At 64.0% G+C, this 16,843-nt stretch carries 24 protein-coding genes; 6 read left to right on the forward strand and 18 right to left on the reverse strand.

Annotated elements, in window-relative coordinates:
* From AB7F49_RS14400 to AB7F49_RS14435, 8 genes are all read right to left on the reverse strand, one after another.
* Positions 1–149, reverse strand: a 149-nt coding sequence (locus AB7F49_RS14400) for a head-tail joining protein (RefSeq protein WP_428523560.1), incomplete at its 3' end; no start/stop codon positions are given.
* Positions 149–1,171: a major capsid protein gene (locus AB7F49_RS14405; protein WP_428523445.1), complete on the reverse strand. Its 1,023-nt coding sequence runs from the start codon at positions 1,169–1,171 to the stop codon at positions 149–151. The genes AB7F49_RS14405 and AB7F49_RS14400, both read right to left, overlap by 1 nt.
* A gap of 94 nt (positions 1,172–1,265) precedes the next feature.
* Positions 1,266–1,655 (reverse strand): head decoration protein, encoded by a 390-nt coding sequence (locus AB7F49_RS14410; protein ID WP_260349164.1) that lies wholly within the window; start codon positions 1,653–1,655, stop codon positions 1,266–1,268.
* A gap of 17 nt (positions 1,656–1,672) precedes the next feature.
* A complete protein-coding gene (locus tag AB7F49_RS14415) occupies positions 1,673–2,992 on the reverse strand; it encodes a S49 family peptidase (RefSeq protein WP_428523447.1) in 1,320 nt (439 codons plus the stop codon).
* Positions 2,993–3,020: 28 nt separating this feature from the next.
* Positions 3,021–4,478, reverse strand: coding sequence for a phage portal protein (locus tag AB7F49_RS14420; RefSeq protein ID WP_428523449.1), 1,458 nt, complete (start codon positions 4,476–4,478; stop codon positions 3,021–3,023).
* 3 nt (positions 4,479–4,481) lie between these two features.
* Positions 4,482–4,694: a phage head-tail joining protein gene (locus AB7F49_RS14425; RefSeq protein ID WP_260349167.1), complete on the reverse strand. Its 213-nt coding sequence runs from the start codon at positions 4,692–4,694 to the stop codon at positions 4,482–4,484.
* A 10-nt stretch (positions 4,695–4,704) separates the two neighbouring features.
* On the reverse strand, positions 4,705–6,681 hold the full coding sequence (locus AB7F49_RS14430) for a phage terminase large subunit family protein (protein ID WP_428523450.1): 1,977 nt from the start codon (positions 6,679–6,681) through the stop codon (positions 4,705–4,707).
* Positions 6,596–7,165 carry a hypothetical protein gene (locus AB7F49_RS14435; protein WP_260349169.1) on the reverse strand — a complete coding sequence of 190 codons (570 nt, stop codon included), beginning with the start codon at positions 7,163–7,165 and terminating at the stop codon, positions 6,596–6,598. Before AB7F49_RS14435 ends, AB7F49_RS14430 begins: the two co-directional genes overlap by 86 nt.
* Before the next feature lie 147 nt (positions 7,166–7,312).
* Here AB7F49_RS14435 and AB7F49_RS14440 point away from each other — a divergent pair, with 147 nt between their 5' ends.
* The 3 genes from AB7F49_RS14440 to AB7F49_RS14450 all read left to right on the forward strand — a co-directional run bounded on the left by AB7F49_RS14440 (position 7,313) and on the right by AB7F49_RS14450 (position 8,432).
* On the forward strand, positions 7,313–7,534 hold the full coding sequence (locus AB7F49_RS14440; protein ID WP_260349170.1) for a hypothetical protein: 222 nt from the start codon (positions 7,313–7,315) through the stop codon (positions 7,532–7,534).
* 102 nt (positions 7,535–7,636) lie between these two features.
* A complete protein-coding gene (locus AB7F49_RS14445) occupies positions 7,637–8,182 on the forward strand; it encodes a DUF3489 domain-containing protein (RefSeq protein WP_428523452.1) in 546 nt (181 codons plus the stop codon).
* 4 nt (positions 8,183–8,186) lie between these two features.
* Entirely contained in the window at positions 8,187–8,432 is a 246-nt protein-coding gene (locus AB7F49_RS14450; RefSeq protein ID WP_260349172.1) for a hypothetical protein, read from the forward strand.
* 52 nt (positions 8,433–8,484) lie between these two features.
* On the opposite strand, the gene AB7F49_RS14455 is transcribed toward AB7F49_RS14450, so the two are convergent.
* Both AB7F49_RS14455 and AB7F49_RS14460 read right to left on the reverse strand, forming a co-directional pair.
* Positions 8,485–8,706 carry a DUF7220 family protein gene (locus tag AB7F49_RS14455; RefSeq protein ID WP_260349173.1) on the reverse strand — a complete coding sequence of 74 codons (222 nt, stop codon included), beginning with the start codon at positions 8,704–8,706 and terminating at the stop codon, positions 8,485–8,487.
* Positions 8,703–10,025 carry a DNA modification methylase gene (locus tag AB7F49_RS14460; RefSeq protein WP_428523562.1) on the reverse strand — a complete coding sequence of 441 codons (1,323 nt, stop codon included), beginning with the start codon at positions 10,023–10,025 and terminating at the stop codon, positions 8,703–8,705. The genes AB7F49_RS14455 and AB7F49_RS14460 overlap by 4 nt, the downstream gene beginning before the upstream one ends.
* A gap of 364 nt (positions 10,026–10,389) precedes the next feature.
* Here AB7F49_RS14460 and AB7F49_RS14465 point away from each other — a divergent pair, with 364 nt between their 5' ends.
* Positions 10,390–10,671 (forward strand): type II toxin-antitoxin system RelE/ParE family toxin, encoded by a 282-nt coding sequence (locus AB7F49_RS14465; RefSeq protein WP_428523455.1) that lies wholly within the window; start codon positions 10,390–10,392, stop codon positions 10,669–10,671.
* Positions 10,672–10,683: 12 nt separating this feature from the next.
* Positions 10,684–11,040, forward strand: a complete 357-nt coding sequence (locus tag AB7F49_RS14470) for a HigA family addiction module antitoxin (RefSeq protein ID WP_428523457.1) — start codon at positions 10,684–10,686, stop codon at positions 11,038–11,040.
* 134 nt (positions 11,041–11,174) lie between these two features.
* Here AB7F49_RS14470 and AB7F49_RS14475 read toward each other — a convergent pair whose 3' ends face one another.
* From AB7F49_RS14475 to AB7F49_RS14490, 4 genes are read right to left on the reverse strand one after another with little or no spacing between them, the layout of a single operon-like run.
* Entirely contained in the window at positions 11,175–11,648 is a 474-nt protein-coding gene (locus AB7F49_RS14475; protein ID WP_428523459.1) for a DUF6362 family protein, read from the reverse strand.
* Complete coding sequence (locus tag AB7F49_RS14480) at positions 11,608–11,808, reverse strand: hypothetical protein (protein ID WP_428523461.1); 201 nt, start codon at positions 11,806–11,808, stop codon at positions 11,608–11,610. Before AB7F49_RS14480 ends, AB7F49_RS14475 begins: the two co-directional genes overlap by 41 nt.
* Entirely contained in the window at positions 11,805–12,062 is a 258-nt protein-coding gene (locus tag AB7F49_RS14485) for a DUF6378 domain-containing protein (protein ID WP_013654785.1), read from the reverse strand. Before AB7F49_RS14485 ends, AB7F49_RS14480 begins: the two co-directional genes overlap by 4 nt.
* Positions 12,059–12,412 carry a hypothetical protein gene (locus AB7F49_RS14490; RefSeq protein WP_428523463.1) on the reverse strand — a complete coding sequence of 118 codons (354 nt, stop codon included), beginning with the start codon at positions 12,410–12,412 and terminating at the stop codon, positions 12,059–12,061. The genes AB7F49_RS14485 and AB7F49_RS14490 overlap by 4 nt, the downstream gene beginning before the upstream one ends.
* On the opposite strand from AB7F49_RS14490, the gene AB7F49_RS14495 reads away from it, so the two are divergent.
* Positions 12,411–13,151, forward strand: a complete 741-nt coding sequence (locus AB7F49_RS14495; RefSeq protein WP_428523465.1) for a hypothetical protein — start codon at positions 12,411–12,413, stop codon at positions 13,149–13,151. The genes AB7F49_RS14490 and AB7F49_RS14495 overlap by 2 nt on opposite strands.
* A gap of 576 nt (positions 13,152–13,727) precedes the next feature.
* Here AB7F49_RS14495 and AB7F49_RS14500 read toward each other — a convergent pair.
* The 4 genes from AB7F49_RS14500 to AB7F49_RS14515 are packed head-to-tail and all read right to left on the reverse strand — an operon-like array spanning position 13,728 to position 16,806.
* A complete protein-coding gene (locus tag AB7F49_RS14500) occupies positions 13,728–14,507 on the reverse strand; it encodes an amino acid ABC transporter ATP-binding protein (protein WP_428523466.1) in 780 nt (259 codons plus the stop codon).
* Complete coding sequence (locus AB7F49_RS14505) at positions 14,498–15,163, reverse strand: amino acid ABC transporter permease (protein ID WP_428523468.1); 666 nt, start codon at positions 15,161–15,163, stop codon at positions 14,498–14,500. The genes AB7F49_RS14500 and AB7F49_RS14505 overlap by 10 nt, the downstream gene beginning before the upstream one ends.
* Before the next feature lie 7 nt (positions 15,164–15,170).
* Positions 15,171–15,827 carry an amino acid ABC transporter permease gene (locus AB7F49_RS14510; protein WP_428523470.1) on the reverse strand — a complete coding sequence of 219 codons (657 nt, stop codon included), beginning with the start codon at positions 15,825–15,827 and terminating at the stop codon, positions 15,171–15,173.
* Between the two features lie 28 nt (positions 15,828–15,855).
* A complete protein-coding gene (locus AB7F49_RS14515; protein ID WP_428523472.1) occupies positions 15,856–16,806 on the reverse strand; it encodes a transporter substrate-binding domain-containing protein in 951 nt (316 codons plus the stop codon).
* Positions 16,807–16,843: the final 37 nt, after the last annotated feature.

Below are 16,843 nucleotides of genomic sequence, written 5' to 3' on the forward strand. Positions count from 1 at the left end.
TCGCCGAAGCCAGTGATCTCGTCCGCACGTCGGGCAATGATGCGCACGGGCACGGCCGATCCGCCATCGGGCGTATAGACAGCGTCCCTGCCGATGTTCGGATCGCCGAACAGGTCGTCGATCGCCTTCGCGAAGGCGCTCATACCCATCAGTTGCTCGTGTGGATGCGCACCGCGAGCCGCGGGCGCTTGTTGACCGGTAGGGTCGAGGCCTCGGTCTTGACCTCAATGGCGCTACCGTCGTGACGTGCGATCTGCCGGGCATAGATCGGCAGGCCGACGGTGTTGACTGTCTCGATCAGGTTCGCCGGCGCGCCGTAGGTCACGAAGGTGTCGAGGGTGCCGAGCGGGAACGCGATGCCCTCGCTCGCTGGGATCAGCGTCTCGGTTTCGCCGGTGGAGAGGGTGACGGTGGCGTTGTACTCCTCGAACATGATGCCGGCGAAGGGGAGGCGCCGGCGCGTATCTTCGCGGAGCGGTTGGGCGCCGGTCGAGGCATAGTACTTGTAGGCGTCCTCGACCTTGGCGTGGCCGATCAGCTTGTCGAAGAACTCAGGGCTGACGAGCGCCAACACGCCGGTCATGGTCTCGCCCTTGAGTTCCGTCTCGACCTTGCGCAGCACCTCGCGCACCTTGGCCTGGACGTTGGTACCGGCGGTGCCGAGCACGAAATCGACCGCCTGCTGGGAAAGCCCGAACTCGGTGAAGTAGTTGTAGAGCGTGGTGCCGGCGCCGTCCTTGACGATGCCGCGCAACGCATTGACCTCCATGTACTCGCGGGTCTGGGCGTGCTTGACCCGCATGCGAGTGAGCTTGCGCTCCATGACGGTGGCGAGCGGGTCGGCCGCGTCGGCGACGCCGAAACCGCGCACGCCCTGGATGTCCTGGGGCGTGATCACGTCGTCGTGGGGAATCCACGGCACCGTGAAGGAACGCATCGAGCGCGTGTCGCGGTTGGCGACGGTGGCGGGACCGCCGAGCGGCACGGTCGGCAGGAGGTTTAGCACGCCTTCGGCCTGTTCGATGACGACGGAGCGTTGGGTCACGCCCTCGAAGCGGAACAGGCCCATCTGCCCGAGCCGGGTATAGACGTTGGGCAGGATGTTGATGGCCTGGGTCATCTCGGCGAGCGAGTAGCCGCCCGCGTCGAACGGGTTGATCATGGCGACCATGATGTCGGGTCTCCTTGGGATGCGACGGGCATGAAAAAGACCCCGAAGGCGGACGCCTCGGAGCCGGTGACGGATTGGATCTGACGAGCGCGGATCAGGCGGTGTCGCGCGGCACGATACCGGCAGAGCTCAGCTCGGTGTGCTTGACGGTCGTCTTGGCCGCGTCATCGACGGAGGCGTCGAAGACGAGCGCCGCCTTGGAGACGATCGCCGGGCCGCGGGCAACCATGAGGCCGGTCCTATCGCCGGCCGTCGCGTCGACCGCCTCGATCAGGACGGCCGTTGCGACCTCCGCACCCTCGTCTCCGACGACCTCGGCGTCCGGCGACAGGCGGTACTTGCCCGAGGCGGTGATCCGGCCGAGGACGGATCCGAGCGCGTAGTTCGTGCCAGCCTTGAGGGTCACAGCCTCGCGGCAGTAGCTCGCATTGAGCTCGTATTTGAGCAGGTCGCCAAGGGTCGGCGACATGGTGAGAACGGTCATGATGATCCTTCCTTTCCTCAGCTGCGGTTGGCCGAGGCGCGCTCACGCGCACGACGCACGATGGGGCTTTCGCCGCCGTTCGATGCCGGCGAGCCGGCCGGTGACGGCGCCACGGCGACCACAGAGCTCGCCTCGGCGCGTGCCGCGAGGGCGTCGAGGATGGAGCTTCGCAGCGCATGCGGCGCAATCCCCTTGGCCATGGCGTCGGCGGCGTCGATGGCGACGCCCAGTCGGGCACCCTGGGCGGCAATGGCGGCGATCTCCGCATATTCGGCGCGCAACCGTTCCGCGGTGTGGTCGGTGGTGGGTACGTCGGTGGTCGCCGGCGCCGCGACCTGCGGTGCGGGCTGCGGCGTATCGGGGGTTTCCGGTTCGGGCGCGTTCGTCTCGATGACGGCGTCGCCATCGATCGCCGCACCGGCATTGGGGTCGATGGTCATTTCGGTCTTTCTCCTTGGAGGTTGACGACTGCGGGCGCTCTGCGAAGCACCCCTGATCAGGCGTGGCGGGTCGAGCATCCGGGTGAGATCGGCAAGTGCGTGGCCGACGGTGCCGACTTGGTCGGCAAGGCCGGCGTCGATGCCCCGCTGGCCCCGATAGATCGCGGCCTGCGTCGCGTGGACAGCGCCGGGGCTCATGTTCCGGTTGCGCGCCACCAGGGTGACGAGGTCGGCATGGAGCGCGTCGACATCCGCCTGGATCGCCGACAACGCCGTATCCGAAAGCGGCTCGTGGGCATTGCCCTCGATCTTGCGATCGCCCGCGTGAACGAGCGTCCATTTGAGGCCGGCCATGACGTCGGCGATGCTCTCGTCGACATGGATGGCCACGACGCCGATGGATCCGACCTCCGCCGTCCGGGTGACGTAAAGGCGGTCCGCCACGCTGGCGATGGCAAAGGCAGCCGACAGCGCGCTTTCGCTCGCGACAGCCCAGAGTGGCTTCTGCGCGGCTTCGCGCAAGGACACGAGGCGATCGACCAGATCGAAGAGACCGCCGACCTCACCGCCTGGCGAGTCCAGTTCCAGCAACACGGCCCGCGCAGCTGGATCGGCCAGCGCGGCCTCCACCGCAAAAGCGATCTCGCCATAGTCGCTGGCGCCCAGAAAACCGGTGAGCCAGTCGCCACGCGTCACCAATGGCCCGAGGATCGGCACCACGGCGATGCCGGGACCGGTAACGGAATGGCTCGCCACCTGCGGCGCATCGCGGGCCGGAAGCATGGCCTGGCGTGTATCGAGCATTGGGCCGGCGGCGAGCAGGCCGTCGAGCGCTCGCGGGGCGATCGCCAAGGGCCGACCGCCGAGCCGGGTGAGCAGCGGATTCAATCGCGTCATGGAAACCTCAGTCGGCGGCGACGTTCGCCTAGTTGTCCGCTGGTGCTGCCTCTTGAGCATCGGTCAGCAGCCTCGGGTCGGATGAGGCGCTGCCGAAGGAGAGGCCAAGCTGGCGCTCTCGCGCACGGTCCGCAGCAATCTCGGCATCGACCTGATCGGCGTCATAGCCGCGCTCGGCGAGCGCCTGTGTCCGGCTCTTCAGCCCCGCCTCGATCTGTTCGATCTCGGCGCGCGCGTCCTTCAGCGGATCGACCCAGTCCCATTTGGGCGGCAGCCAGGAACAGCCGAGATAAACGCGCCTCTGCTGTTCGTAATCGGGCAAGGCAATCGCGCCCGCCATGACCGCCGTATCGAGCCATCGCGCCCAGACCCGTCGACAGATTTGCCAGACCATGACCGAGTGCTGGTAGGCCTCGATGCGGCGGCGGAACTCGAGGAGCGCGAGCCGCGAGTTCGAGTAGTTTGCCTTCAGCATGTCATTCGACAGATACGCATACGGGATGCCGAGCGCCGCCGAGACCTGCAGCAACGTGCGGTATTGGAACGGCTCGTAGGTCTGGCCGACATCGGCCGGCGCCGAGGTCTGCACCTCTTCGCCCGGCTCCAGCATCACGATCTGGCCGGGCTGCAGATCCATCGTCCGCTCGCCGCCTTCGTCGCTCTCGGCGATGTCGAAGGGCTCCGCCGGCGCCGGCGTGGTGATGAAGAGCGCATGCATGGCCGCGACCTTCTTCCGGTCGAGCTCGGCGTCGTCGTACTGATCGAGCAGGAACAGCTTCACGATGCCCGGCGCAAAGCGGGAAATCCCGCGCAACTGCCCAGCATCGACCGGATCGATGACGTGGATGACCTCGGCCGCCGACACCCGCACGATCTCGCCGGCGAGCCCTGGATCGGTCACGTCACCCGGATGGCGGCGCAGGAAGTGGTAGGCGACGCGCCTGCCGATCCGGTCGAACTCAATCCCCTGACGGACGACATTACCGCCGGGAAGCTGCTCGTTGCGGCTGAGCGGCAGCATCTCGGAGGGGATCATCTGCAGCTGCAGCGGCACCATGAGCCCGTCATCGGGCCGGCGCGGACGGAAGCGGAAGAACACTTCACCGGCGATGAATACCTCGCGCGCGGCGCGCCGCTGCTGGCCGTAGAAATCGGTAAAGCCTTCGGCGTCGCTATCGTCAGTCCAGTCAAACCAGAGTCGCTGCACGCGCGCCTTGAGATCGGCATCGGCGATCAGGGACGACGGCTTGATGCCGTCGCCCACCACATTGCCGGCCCAGCTCTCGATGGCGTTCGCCGCATAGCCGTTGTTGCGCACCAGCCATCGGGCGCGCGCGGTGATGTCGGCGCCGGCGGCCGCGATCAGCGTGTTGAGATGCGCCCGGCTCGGCTGGAAGTGCCGCAGCCTGCGGCTTGCCTGGCCCGCCTCGAAGCCGCCCACCAGAGCGCCGATGCGGCGGCGCCACCGTGTGATCGATTCCAGCACGAGTCAGAGCCCCTTGCTTGCCGTCGTGCGAACGATGCGACGGCGCGCGCCGGTTTGCTCCTCGGCGATCCGCCGTTCGAGGTCGCCGAGGGCGACCGCCATTTCGGCATCGCTCGCATAGGTGATGCGGCGCCCCTCGACCTCGACGGTGCGCACGCCGCGCCATCGGGCGGCGAGCAGCGCATCGCGGCGCGCGATCATGTCCTCAAGCGTCATGGTCTCGGTCTCAACTCAGATAGCTGGGCGTGAACACCCGTCGGCCGCGCCGGGCAGGCGCTCGTCGCACCAGACCCGCGGAGGCGATCTCTGGCGTGCCGGGGTCAGAGGCCGTGGTCTCTGGCCCCACTGTGTTGCTCGGATCGAGCGAGCCGACCTGGCGTTCGAGATCGCGCCATTTCTGCTCGCCCCAGCGGTCGGCACCGGCGATCCAGGCGGCGGCACGGGCATAGACCCGGCAATCCAGCGCCTCGTTGCGTTCGCGGAGCTTCTGCCATTCGAGCCGCTGAAACCCGCGCCTGGTCTTCACCGTCACCAGCTGTTCGGCGACGAACTGCTTGCACCACTCGCTGTCGGCCCAAGCCGGCAGGTGGATGGTCCCTGCGGGAAAGCTGGCGCCTCCGGCACGCTCCTCGTCGGTCGGCCGTTCGAGCCGGAGGTAGCGATAGGTCTCGGCCTTGAAGGTCGAGACCGCGACCGACCACAGCCGCGCGCCGCGCCGCAATCGCTTGCCGCCGGCGGTCGCATCGACATAGGTCGGGCCGGAGACCGGGCTCGCCCGATTGAAACCCTCGACACCCTTGACTGGCGCCACCTGCGCGAAGCCGGCGCGCCGTGCCCAGCCGTAGACCGACGGCGCCTCGAAGCCGGTGTCGATCGCGAGGCGCGACAGGCCCATCGCCACCCCAGAGGCGTGCGGCCAGTTGCGGCTCAAGAGACCGTCCAACGCGGACCATGCGGCGGCGTGTTCGGGGCCGCCCTCAATGACGATGTGGTCGATGAGCCAGCTCTCCAGCCCGCGACCCCATGCCCAGACATCGACCTCGATGCGATCCTTCTGGACGTCGGCGCCGGCGGTGAGAAACAGGCCGCCCATCGGCACCGTGCCGGCCGGCCAGCTCTCCCTGCGATCGTAGAGCCGCTGCCAGTCCGGCGCTTCGCCCGTCTCGACCCATGTCTCGCCCAGCGATGTATTGACGAAGGTCTTCATCGCCTCGTCGCCGTGATCCTTCGCCGACAGAAAGGTGCGCACCATGGCTTCCAAGCGGACCCAGGAGGAATAGACCTCGTTCAGGTGAAAGCCGGCGATGCCGTCGAACGGGGCCTCAGCCCGCCATTCGCCCCGGCGCACGGCGGCCCAGCGTTCGGCGTCGCTCCAATGCGCGCCGCAATGGCGGCATTGGTATCGCGCGGTCTCCGGCCGGTGGGCGCCGTCCGCGTCGCGGTCCCAGCGAACCTGCTCCCAGACCAGCGTCTGATGCTCGCCGCATTCCGGGCACGGCGCGAAGAAGCGGCGCCTGTCGCTTTCGGTGAACGCCGTCTCGATCCGGCTCGCGCCACGGATGGTCGGCGTCGAGACCAGGACGATCTTGCGGTTCCAGAAGGTGACCGTGCGCTTCTTCGCCAGATTGACCGGATCGCCCTCGGCGCCGGCGCTGAACGGATAGCGGTCGACCTCGTCGCACAGGAGGATGCGGATCGGCCGGCTGGCCAGGCCCGAGGGTGCATTGGCGCCGACGATGGTCAGATGCCCGCCGGGAAACTTCTTGTGCAGGATCTTGTTCGACCCGTCCCGCGACTTCGGATCCGAGATGCGCCCATGCAGACAGGGCGTATCGCGCGCCATCGGCGAGAAACGGTCCTTCGACCAGGTCTCCGCATCGCGTTCCGTCGGCATCACCACCATCACCGGCGCCGGGTCCTGGTCGATGTGGAATGCAACGGTGTTGAGCAGCACCTCCGTCTTGCCGGTCTGGCTCGACGACATCACGACGACGCTTTCGACCGCCGGATCGGAGATCGCGTCCATGATGCCGCGCTGGTAGATGGCCCGCTCGGTGCGCCAGCGGCCGGGCTCGGCGCTGGCTTCGGAACTCAGGCGGCGCCTGGCGTCGGCCCACTCACTGATCGTCAGGGTCGGCGGCGGCGCCAGGATCGTCAGCGCCTTGCGCGTCGCCTGCGCCAGCCGCGCCGGCCCCTTCAGCACCAACGGCGATGGCCGGGAGGCTGGCGAGTTCCGCGAGCGCTTCGGTGATCGCGTCGCGGATCTGCGCGCGCGTGCCGGCAATGGTCGTCTCCTCGTGGACGAGCGGCGCCAGCCTGTCGGGCAGGACCAGCAGACGCGCGCGCAGGCGGGCCAGCACGGCGATCCAAGCCTCCTCGACCTGAGCGGCCGGCAAGAGGTCGCCGCGCCGGACAGCTGCGTCCATTTCGGCGAGATCGGCCTTGGCCTTGATCAGCCGGGCGCGCTCGACACCGAAATCGGCGGCGCCCGTCTGCGACCGCGTCGCCAGTTCGCGCAGGTAGCGCACATAGCCGCGCACCGTGCCGACGAGATCGTAGCGCCCGCGTTCGGGGCCGGTGCGAGCTGACGCCGGGATGATCCCGTCGCGCGCCAGCTGCTGGACCCGCCTTTCGGTCAGGTCCAGGAGCCGGGCGATGACCGCGATCGGTTGGGTATTGGTCGCCATGAACGGGGGCCGCTCCCGGGCAAGATCAGGTCATGTCGGGAGCCCCGCCATCACTGCATAAAAAGCAATGAAATGATGCACTTATCGACTTGATGAGGGCGTCGGTCAGAGCCTGTATGGGGTCACCATCAAGCGCTGGAGACCGCCATGACCAAGTCCAGAAACACCGCTACCGCCCTCGACGCATTCATCGCCAAGAAGGCGGAAATCGACACGATGCTGGAGCGCATCAAGGTGCTGAGCGACGACCATTTCGACACCAGCCCCGACGAGATCAACTGGGGCCATGTCGGAACGCTCAGCCACTACACCGAACTCCTGAAGCGCATCACCGACGCAGCCTTCAAGGAGGGCGAGCACGCCGATTAGACGCGCCGCTTCCCGCCTTCGCCCCGATAGGCTCACCCTCGGGGCTCGGGGCAGTAGAAGGTCCGCGATGGTCGCGCGCCTCTCCTGAAGAAGGATTGCCCCATGACCAAACTCTCCGACACACAGATGATCGTCCTCAGCGCCGCCGCGCAGCGCGCGAACATGCTGGCGCTACCGCTCCCGAAGAACCTCAAGGGCGGCGCAGCGCAGAAAGTGATCGCTTCGCTCCTCAAGCAGGGCCTGCTCGAAGAGATCGATGCCGACACGCGCATCGGCGAACACGTTTGGCGCGAGGCCGGCGACGGCCACGGCGTCACACTCGCGATCACCGAGCACGGGCTCGCCGCCATCGGCATCGAGCCGGAGGCCTCGCGTGACTCTGCGGAGCCCACGCAAAGCGGTCACGCTGCCGTCAAGACGTCATCGAAGCCAAATGCCCGCGAAGGCAGCAAGCAGGCCCAGCTGATCGCCATGCTGCAGGGCGCCGACGGAGCAACCGTCGCCGAGATCGCCGCCGCATTCGGGTGGCAGCCGCACACCGTGCGCGGCGCCATCGCCGGGGCGCTCAAGAAGAAGCTCGGGCTCGACGTGACCTCCGAGAAGGTCGACGGACGCGGTCGGGTCTACCGCCTCAGCCGGGAGGGCTGAGGCTATGGCGAGGATCACCATACACGACCGTCTCGTCGCCGCCCTGCAGCACCGAGGCGAAGCGATCATCGCTGATGCACGCTCGACCCGCTACACGGTCCTCACGCGAACGCGCCGGGAAACCGGCGAGCAGGTCGGCTTCTATTTTGTCGGCCGTGCTGGCGCGCTCCGGGCCGGCCGCACGGTGGCCGAGAGCCGACCGGTGGGCGCCGACTTCCGGGCGAAGCTGCTCGGAGCGACCGCCAGTTGACACGTCATCATCACTGAAGCGCCGCTGCCCGCGATGGGCGGCGGCGTTTCGCTTATGCAGACAAAGCGCGCATCCGTTCGAAGATGCGCCGCACGGCATAGCTACGTGCCACCGAGACCAGCGTGAACAGAGCGCCGATCAACAGATTGTCGCTCAGGGACACTTGCAGACCGAACAACGGGAAGACCGCGATCTGGGTCAGCACGGCCACGCCGTAGCCGATAGCGACATTGCTCAACGCCTCGATCAAAGACATCCGGCGCGATTGCTTCATGCCGCGTCCTTTGCGCCGTCGCCAGCGCCAAGACGCGTGGCTTTCACCTCTTCGAAGCTGCGATCTTCGTCGTCCAGTTTCGCCGACTTCCCCGTGAATACCTGCCAGCGGTTGACGATGACGTCGCAGAAGGTCTCGGAGAGTTCGAGCCCAAAGACGCGTCGCCCTGTGCGCTCGCCTGCGATGAGTTGCGAGCCCGAGCCGGAGAACGGCTCGTAGCAGATTTCGCCTGGCACGGTGTGCAGCTCCATCGGCAGCGTGAACACGCGCACCGGTTTCGAGGTCGGGTGCTCGCGCGTCTCGATCTCACTCGACGGGATGGACCACACGGTCGTCGGCCAGTTCTCGAAGCCTTCACGATTAACACGCGGCTTGTTGCCCGAGCGCCAGCCGAACAGGCAGGGCTCGTGCGCCCACAGCATGATCGAGCGCGTCAGCACCGGACGGCTCTTGGCCCAGATGATCTGCTGGTGATGCAGAACGTCGAATTTGGACCAGCAGGCTTCCAGCATCGCCTGGCGCCGCGAGGCGTGCCAGCAATACCAGGCCGCGTCCTCCTTGATGGCGCAGTCGATGGCGACCTGCATGAAGGCCTCATAGAACTGCGGACCCTGGGATGAATCGTCCCAATGCTTCTGCTCGATGTAGTCGTCGGACCAGTCCTTGTTGGCGATCTTCTTGGCCCGGGCCGACGCGTTCTTCTTCGTCGGGTGGTTGGTGCCGTCATAGTCGACGAGATAGGGCGGGTCGGTTGCGAACAGCGCGGCGCGCTCGCCGTTCATCAGGCGGGTGACGTCCTCGGCCGAAGTCGAGTCTCCGCAGAGCAGGCGGTGGTCCCCAAGGATCCAGAGATCGCCGCGGCGGGTGACAGGCGTGGCGGCCGGCTCCGGAACCTCGTCTTCGTCCACCAGCCCCTCGACGGGCGCCTCGGCCAGGAGACGGGCCAGTTCATCGTCTTCGAAACCGGTCAGCGCCAGGTCGAACTCGTCGAGCTTCAGATCGGCCAGTTCGAGTTTCAGCAGCTCGTCATCCCAGCTCGCATTCTGATGCGAGCGGTTGTCCATCAGCCGGTAGGCGCGCAGCTGCGCCGGCGTCAGGCCATGCGCGACATGCACCGGGACGCTCGTCATACCGAGCCGCTTGGCCGCCTCGTAGCGGGTGTGGCCGACGACGATCACCATGTCCTCGTCGACGACGATCGGCTGACGCCAGCCGAACTCGGCCAGCGAGGCGGCGACCGTGGCGACAGCCTCCTCGTTGCGCCGCGGGTTGCGCGCATAGGGCACAAGCTTGTCGATCGGCGTTTCGACGACGTCCATGGTCGGTCCGGTGCGATGGGTGAAGGATCTGATCCGGCGGTCGCGAAACCAGCCGATGTGCTGGGCCGGCAAAACAGGTTCCGCTTCGCCGATGCGCTCGAAACGGAACGCCCCCAACCGGCGGCTTCGCCATCGCCGAGGTCCGCAGACGCCCAAGTGTTTGAATTCACGAGGCCAGGGATGCGGGCGAAACGAAATGGCCTATTTCGGCGCCGTCACTGGGCAAGCGTCGCGCCATTGCCGCCAGCACACGATTTCGGCCAGGGAGGAACCGCTATCTCTTTGAGTTCGTTGATATTAACGCCGTACCGTAAGGCAGAGCGTCCCGCTTGACAGGACGTCCCGTTTTGCGTTACGCTTTGCCGTGATCAAGAGCTTTGCCGACAAACGCACAGCGGCGATCTTCGCTGGCTACGCCGTCCGCGACCTGCCGCAGCAAATCCAGCGGCGGGCTCGCGCCAAGCTGCTGGCGATCGATGCGGCCACACTGCTGGACGATCTGCGGGTGCCGCCCGGCAATCGCCTGGAAGCGCTGCACGGTGACCGGCAGGGTCAACACAGCATCCGCTTCAACGACCAGTGGCGGATCTGTTTTGTCTGGCGCGACAACGAGGCGTGGGAGGTCGAGATTGTCGACTACCACTGAGGAGTGATGACCATGACCATCAAGCGTGAGGATCTCGACAGGCGCATCGTCGATTTCTCGGAGGTGACGACGGGCCGTCGTCTGCCGCCAGTCCATCCGGGAGAAATCCTGCGTGATGAGTTCCTGACTCCGTTGGGGATGAGCGCCTACGAACTCGCCAACGCGATCAAGGCGCCACGCTCGCGGGTCAACGATGTCCTGCTTGGGCGTCGCGCGATCACGACCGACACGGCCATGCGCCTCGCGCGCTATTTCGGCACATCGCCGGAGTTCTGGATCAATCTGCAGGCCCGCTACGATCTCGATGTTGCCGACCGCACCACGCGGCGCAAGATCGAGCAGGAGGTCGCTCCTCGCAACGCCGCCTGACCGGGTGTTCTTTCGGGTGCGGAAGACTTCGAAACCGCGTCCGCACGCGGCTCGCCCGAGCATACCCGAGAACTAACCCAAATCGCCGATCTGTGTCTCGCCGGGAAATGTCTCAGCGAAAATTGTCTCACGCATCAAAATGAACTTGACGACCGAACTCGGTCGACGAGGAAAGCGCGCGAACGTTTCGCCGGCACTTGCTGTCCATTCAGCTTCCAGGTGATGACGCTGAGGCCGTACTCCCAGCGACGGCACGCGGTGGCGCGGGAGATCCCGAAGCGCCAGCAGATCGGCTTCCACGGCGTGCCCTCGGCGCGCGCCCAGACAAGCCGGGCATCGTCGGACTCCAGCCATCGCAGCCAGGGCAGCGTCGCCTCCATGCGGCTGATGGCGTCGGGCAAGGGCGGCGGACGCTTCATGCGCGGCGGCTCTTGACCGACGAGATCAGCGAACGCATGCACGATCTTCGGCCACACCGAGAAATACCCCTGCACCCGAACCTCGGGGAGGCGCTTCATGACGTCAGCAGCTTCGATCAGCCGCTCCTCGACCTGTTCGCGTGTCCAATCAGCCATGCTGTTGCTCCGTCGGCAGGCGCCGTCCGCCATAGAGCTTCTCGCCGAGCTGGCGAACCAGTTCTCGCTCGGGCCAGGTGAGGCGCGGATCGGTGGGGCTGACGACGAGGAGGCCCTGCTCGCGCCAACCCTCCCGCTTGACCTCTTCGGCCGACCGGCGTTCGCCGCCATATCCTTTCGGCAGCCATCTCATCGTCCGACCTCCTGCAGCACCGCTGCATAGCCGGCGATGTCGAGGATCGAATCCTGATGCTTCGGATCGTGCCCGAGCCGCGCCAGCTTCAGATCGATGAGGCAGAGTACGACCTCCGCCGGCGTGATGGGCCGGCCGAGCGTGATCGACCAGCGTCTGGCGACCACGGCCATCGCGGCGGCCGGCTCGCCGTATATCTTGCGGCGCTCGGCGACGACCGACGCGGCATGTTTGAGCATCGTCTCCCCGCTCATCGCACACCTCCCTCGGTCTCGATGGCCCACAGCAGGATGGCGATGGCGTCGGCTTCATTATCGTCCGCGGGTGAGAAGCCGCGGGCGCGAACGGCGGCCATGACGGCGGCCTTGTCGGCGTTGCCCTTGGCGGCGACGTGCCGCTTGATCGTGCCGACGGGAACGCCCTGATAGGCGATCGTCCGCTGCTCACACCACGCGCTCAGCGTTGCCAGGAAACCGCCATAGAGATGGGCCGCGTCGGTGCCGACAGCCGCACGCTGAAGTTCGACAGCCACGGGTTTGAGAAGGAGTGAAAGTAATCGCGAAGCGACAGCGTTTTGACGCGCCAGATGGAGGAAGCGATCCATGTGCTTGAGGCTGACATATGCTGAGGCTCTCCTCTGGAAAAAGCATGCGAGCCAGCTAATTGCTGATGCTAAGGCAAAATCGGCCTCCATTCCCTGCGATCCGCTGTTCGGGTCGAATCCGCGCCTCTCGTCGCTTGTGTCCGAGATCGACGGCATCAAGAAGCGCCACGGTCTGCTGATCGAGCGTGCACTGATCTTCGCGATCAATAAGCTGCCGCATTGGCACGCCGCCAAGGAGCAGATCCCGATCACAGGTGGAAAGGCGCACCTCGACTGCCTCGCATTCAACGTCAAATCGGGGAGGCTCTATGTCTTCGAATGCAAGCGCGGTCACGGTACCTTCGACGCAGACAAGACCAAGGCGATCGACCAGCGCCTCGACAACATCAGCCGATCGATCGGGGCACACGCAATCTCCAAGGGCTGGGCGCCCGCCTCGACGGACTTGTTCATCCTGAGCTTTTATGGCGCGACGTGGAAGTCGAAGTATCCGATTCACGATCGACGCAGCGTCGCCACTCTGTTTGAACCTTGCATTGGGCGCTTTGTCGGTGACTACATGGAATACATCGAAGCGACCACGACGCGAGCCTATACCTCTGAACTGCGTGACCCTGGTGCAGTCTCCGCGGAGGTGACGATCTTTGATTGGGTTGATGATGCACGCGAGAAGCCATGGCCAGACGTGCTGTTCACGGCGAACGGCGCTGACTTCGTAGCCACGGAGAGCGAATCGTAGGGCTGCAAGACGGGTCACACTCAACATACCGCCATGGCGAGGACACCGACGCCCGGCAGATTGGCAATTCGGAGCAAACCGATCTGCGGCCGGGATTCGAAAAGGAAGGGCGGGAGGAACGAGAATTACAAGCTATTTCAGTTGCTTATAGATTCGTACGGTATCCCACTAGTACAGAGGTCGGGAGAAAAACGGCGGAGAGAGAACACCAGGGGCGATATCGACTCGTGCCGCAGTCCAGAGGTTTGCGACGGAAGCGCGCGTTTCCTGGGGAATTCACCCAAGGTCTCGCGAACGGAGAATGTTCGACGGGGTGTAAATGGCGGTGGACGTAGTCAGCAGCGAACCACTCTCAGGGCAATTATTCCCTGTTATCAGCCAAAAAACAGGCAATTTTCGTCGAAATTCGATCGACCTCCCGGATTTGAAGCGGAATCTTCCGAAAAATCAGCGAGATAGAAGATGCTTCCCTGCTGGAGATAACAGGGAGCGGGACCAGGGATAACAGGGAACGTTCGAGAATAGATCAGGACGCAAAAGAGCCTGTATGCCCAGCATCGCACCCGCTAAGTCAAACTAATCCGATAGAACCTTTGCAACGGTATGGTGCCGGATAAAGGCTCGCAAACGCTCCTGCTTTGGGTCTGAAAATATCGCATCAGGGGTCCCCTCAGCTGCTATCACCCCCTGGTCAAAGAACATGACCTTATCTGCAACCTCCCGAGCAAACTGCATCTCGTGCGTCACAACGATCATCGTCATGCCTTCTCTTGCGAGGTCACGCAGCACCTTAAGCACCTCAGATACAAGCTCTGGGTCAAGCGCCGATGTGACCTCGTCGAACAGCATCACTTGCGGTTGCATGGCAAGGGCACGCGCGATCGCAACACGTTGTTGCTGGCCGCCGGATAGTTGAGACGGGTATGCATTTCGCTTGTCGATGAGTCCTACTTTCTCCAGCAGCGCTTCGCCGATGAGAACGGCGTCGGCACGAGCCATCTTTTTCACCTTCACCGGGCCGGTAATTACGTTCTCGATTGCCGTCCGATGGGGAAACAGGTTGAAGCTCTGAAACACCATCCCGACGCGCTGGCGAGCGCGTGTGATGGTGCGCTCGCTCTGGCGCACTCTTCTGCCGTCGACGACATCGTAACCGATGAGGTCGCCACCGATGCGGATTGTGCCACCCTGGAAATCCTCGAGGAAGTTCATGCAGCGCAGTACGGTGGACTTTCCCGAGCCGCTTGGCCCGATCAAAACCGCGACTTCGCCCGCAGACACTTGAAAGCCAACGGATTGCAGGACTTGATGTTTGCCGTAGGCCTTTATAAGGCTGTCTACCTCAATCATCGGCATCGCAGATACTCGGCCTGTGTCGAGAGGGAGCTCGTCTCAAGTCTCGAAGCGAGAATCGAGAGCGGATAACAGATGATGAAGTAAATCATCATCGCGCCGGCAAAGATCTCGAACGGCTGAAGCGTGCGTTCGACCACCTCGCGCGCCGCATACGATAGTTCCCACACGCCCACGACCGACGCATAGGCCGTGCTCTTGATCATCATCGTCGATGTATTCAAAAGCGGTGCCAGCGCTGGGCGCACGGCCTGTGGTAGTAGAACATCCCTGGCGGCAAGATAGCGGGACATGCCGAGGCTCAGGCCCGCTTCGAATTGGCCACGCGGTAAGGCCAGCAAAGTACCGCGGACGATGTCTGTCACGAACGCTGTCGAGTAGATGACCAACGCGATCGTCACTGAAACGACGCCAGGCACCTTGATGCCGATTGCAGGCAGCGCGTAATACATCACGAACATGGCCACGAGGACGGGAATTCCACGCAGCACGAAAACATAGATCGTCAGCAAACGGCGTAGCCAAGCGGGGCCTACCGCCGAAAGAACGCCGAGAATCAAGCCGACAATGAGACTCGCGGCGATCGTCACTGTGGAGAGCAGGATCGTCTGGCGCGCGCCGGTGAGCAGATAGGGAGCGCTCTTGATCAGGGTCTCCATTTAGCGCTCACATTCTTCCTTGCACGCGGCGCTCGGCAAGCCGCACGGCCCCGCCCAACAGAGCGCTCATCGCCAAGTACAAGCTTGCGATGACAAGAAAAACTTCAAAGGAAGCGGCCGTTCGCTCGATGATGACCTTACCGTTGAGGGTCAATTCCAGCACCCCGATCGCGGATGCGACCGAGGTATCTTTCACGAGGACGATGAATTGGTTTCCAATTGGTGCTGTCACTCGCACGAGAGCCTGCGGAACAATCACGTCCCTCAACGCCAGGGCGTCTGACATTCCGATGGCCCGCGCCGCCTCCCACTGGTTTCGGCTGACAGACTCCACCCCTCCGCGAATGATCTCTGACAGATAGGCCCCGTGCTGGACGGCAATAGCAATCGTGGCGCACGAGAATCCACTCAACCTCCACCCCAAGAGAGGAAGCCCGAAATAAAGCACGAACATCTGGAGGAGGAGCGGCGTATTTCTTAGAAAGTCGACGAAGGCAGCGAGAACAACGCGAACAGCGCGCAACCCGTGAAGCCTGGCGAAAGCCAGCACCACCCCCAGTACGAACGCAGTGGGTAACGAGACCGCCGCGAGTGATAGTGTCACGCCCAGAGCATCTACGAACTGCGGATAGATGTCCTGGGCGAAGCGAACACTTTCGAGCAAAACAAGGACCTGCCCGTGAAGATTTTGATCAGTTGGCTTTTATGTAGTGCTTCGCATGCGGTGGCTTCATGCCGAAATATTTTTCATAGAGCGCGACGTATTCAGGCCGCATGCTGCCGCCGACAAGTTCTCCTACGATCGTGTCTAGCACCTGCCACCATTTGAAATCACCGAGCTTTAGGAAGATGGCGTTGTTGGTCGGGACCCCCAGCTCCTCGTCAAGAATTCGCACATCCGGATTGCTTTTTGCGTACCAGAGCGCGACGGGCTTATCCAACTGAGCGGCATCTGCGCGGTTCGTCTTCACGGATGTGAATTGCGCGGCGATGGAATCCAGCACGACCGTTTTTGCCTTCGGAAAATAGCGTTTCGCGTTTTCGGCCTGCAGCGGCGTGGTCAGGATGGAGACGGAAATATTCTCCTTGTCCAGATCTGCGAGTTTTTTGATCGGAGAATCCTTCTTCACGACCATCACAACGCCGCTGTCAATATATGCCCGTGTAAAGCCGACTCTAGTGACGCGATCCGGCAAAATGGTCGTCACCTGGATTCCGAAGTCGACGACGCCATTATTCACGTTTGGCCAGCGCGAAGCGAAGCTTTGCTTCACGAACTCGATCCGCGACGCCGAGGCGTCATTGAAGATGGCCTTGGCGACGAGTTTGGCCAACTCCACGTCGAAACCTGTCAATTCGCCGTGCTCGTCAACGAATCCGAAGGGGGGCGCTTCGGATGTCACTCCGACGATGACCTTGCCGCGCTTGAGAACCTCATCGAGCCGCGATTCTTGTGAGATCGCGGGGGAGGCGGCGGCAAGAACAAGCGCGGCGCTGGCGACGAGAGAGCGCAGATGCGCCAGGATATGCCGGCAGAATTGCTGGTGACGGGTAGATTTTTCCCTAGTCTCCACAAAGGCTAGATTGCCAGCATGACGTGACCCGAGAAACACCAGTTGCGATGGTGGATGAAGTGCCATCATGAGACTTTTCCCTTGTTGCATCAATCTTGCGATTCAC

Source organism: Pseudorhodoplanes sp. (assembly GCF_050250235.1).
In the GTDB taxonomy this organism is placed as follows: domain Bacteria; phylum Pseudomonadota; class Alphaproteobacteria; order Rhizobiales; family Xanthobacteraceae; genus Pseudorhodoplanes.

Excerpts from the sequence above, each read along its gene's own strand:
- AB7F49_RS14470 (WP_428523457.1), top strand. The coding sequence starts at position 10,684 with ATGACCATCAAGCGTGAGGATCTCGACAGGCGCATCGTCGATTTCTCG.
- AB7F49_RS14440 (WP_260349170.1), top strand. The coding sequence starts at position 7,313 with ATGACCAAGTCCAGAAACACCGCTACCGCCCTCGACGCATTCATCGCC.
- AB7F49_RS14405 (WP_428523445.1), bottom strand. The coding sequence starts at position 1,171 with ATGGTCGCCATGATCAACCCGTTCGACGCGGGCGGCTACTCGCTCGCC.
- AB7F49_RS14480 (WP_428523461.1), bottom strand. The coding sequence starts at position 11,808 with ATGAGATGGCTGCCGAAAGGATATGGCGGCGAACGCCGGTCGGCCGAA.
- AB7F49_RS14450 (WP_260349172.1), top strand. The coding sequence starts at position 8,187 with ATGGCGAGGATCACCATACACGACCGTCTCGTCGCCGCCCTGCAGCAC.
- AB7F49_RS14495 (WP_428523465.1), top strand. The coding sequence starts at position 12,411 with ATGTGCTTGAGGCTGACATATGCTGAGGCTCTCCTCTGGAAAAAGCAT.
- AB7F49_RS14485 (WP_013654785.1), bottom strand. The coding sequence starts at position 12,062 with ATGAGCGGGGAGACGATGCTCAAACATGCCGCGTCGGTCGTCGCCGAG.
- AB7F49_RS14410 (WP_260349164.1), bottom strand. The coding sequence starts at position 1,655 with ATGACCGTTCTCACCATGTCGCCGACCCTTGGCGACCTGCTCAAATAC.
- AB7F49_RS14425 (WP_260349167.1), bottom strand. The coding sequence starts at position 4,694 with ATGACGCTTGAGGACATGATCGCGCGCCGCGATGCGCTGCTCGCCGCC.
- AB7F49_RS14460 (WP_428523562.1), bottom strand. The coding sequence starts at position 10,025 with ATGGACGTCGTCGAAACGCCGATCGACAAGCTTGTGCCCTATGCGCGC.
- AB7F49_RS14445 (WP_428523452.1), top strand. The coding sequence starts at position 7,637 with ATGACCAAACTCTCCGACACACAGATGATCGTCCTCAGCGCCGCCGCG.
- AB7F49_RS14475 (WP_428523459.1), bottom strand. The coding sequence starts at position 11,648 with ATGGCGGACGGCGCCTGCCGACGGAGCAACAGCATGGCTGATTGGACA.
- AB7F49_RS14415 (WP_428523447.1), bottom strand. The coding sequence starts at position 2,992 with ATGACGCGATTGAATCCGCTGCTCACCCGGCTCGGCGGTCGGCCCTTG.
- AB7F49_RS14490 (WP_428523463.1), bottom strand. The coding sequence starts at position 12,412 with ATGGATCGCTTCCTCCATCTGGCGCGTCAAAACGCTGTCGCTTCGCGA.
- AB7F49_RS14505 (WP_428523468.1), bottom strand. The coding sequence starts at position 15,163 with ATGGAGACCCTGATCAAGAGCGCTCCCTATCTGCTCACCGGCGCGCGC.
- AB7F49_RS14435 (WP_260349169.1), bottom strand. The coding sequence starts at position 7,165 with ATGGCGACCAATACCCAACCGATCGCGGTCATCGCCCGGCTCCTGGAC.
- AB7F49_RS14500 (WP_428523466.1), bottom strand. The coding sequence starts at position 14,507 with ATGCCGATGATTGAGGTAGACAGCCTTATAAAGGCCTACGGCAAACAT.
- AB7F49_RS14455 (WP_260349173.1), bottom strand. The coding sequence starts at position 8,706 with ATGAAGCAATCGCGCCGGATGTCTTTGATCGAGGCGTTGAGCAATGTC.
- AB7F49_RS14515 (WP_428523472.1), bottom strand. The coding sequence starts at position 16,806 with ATGATGGCACTTCATCCACCATCGCAACTGGTGTTTCTCGGGTCACGT.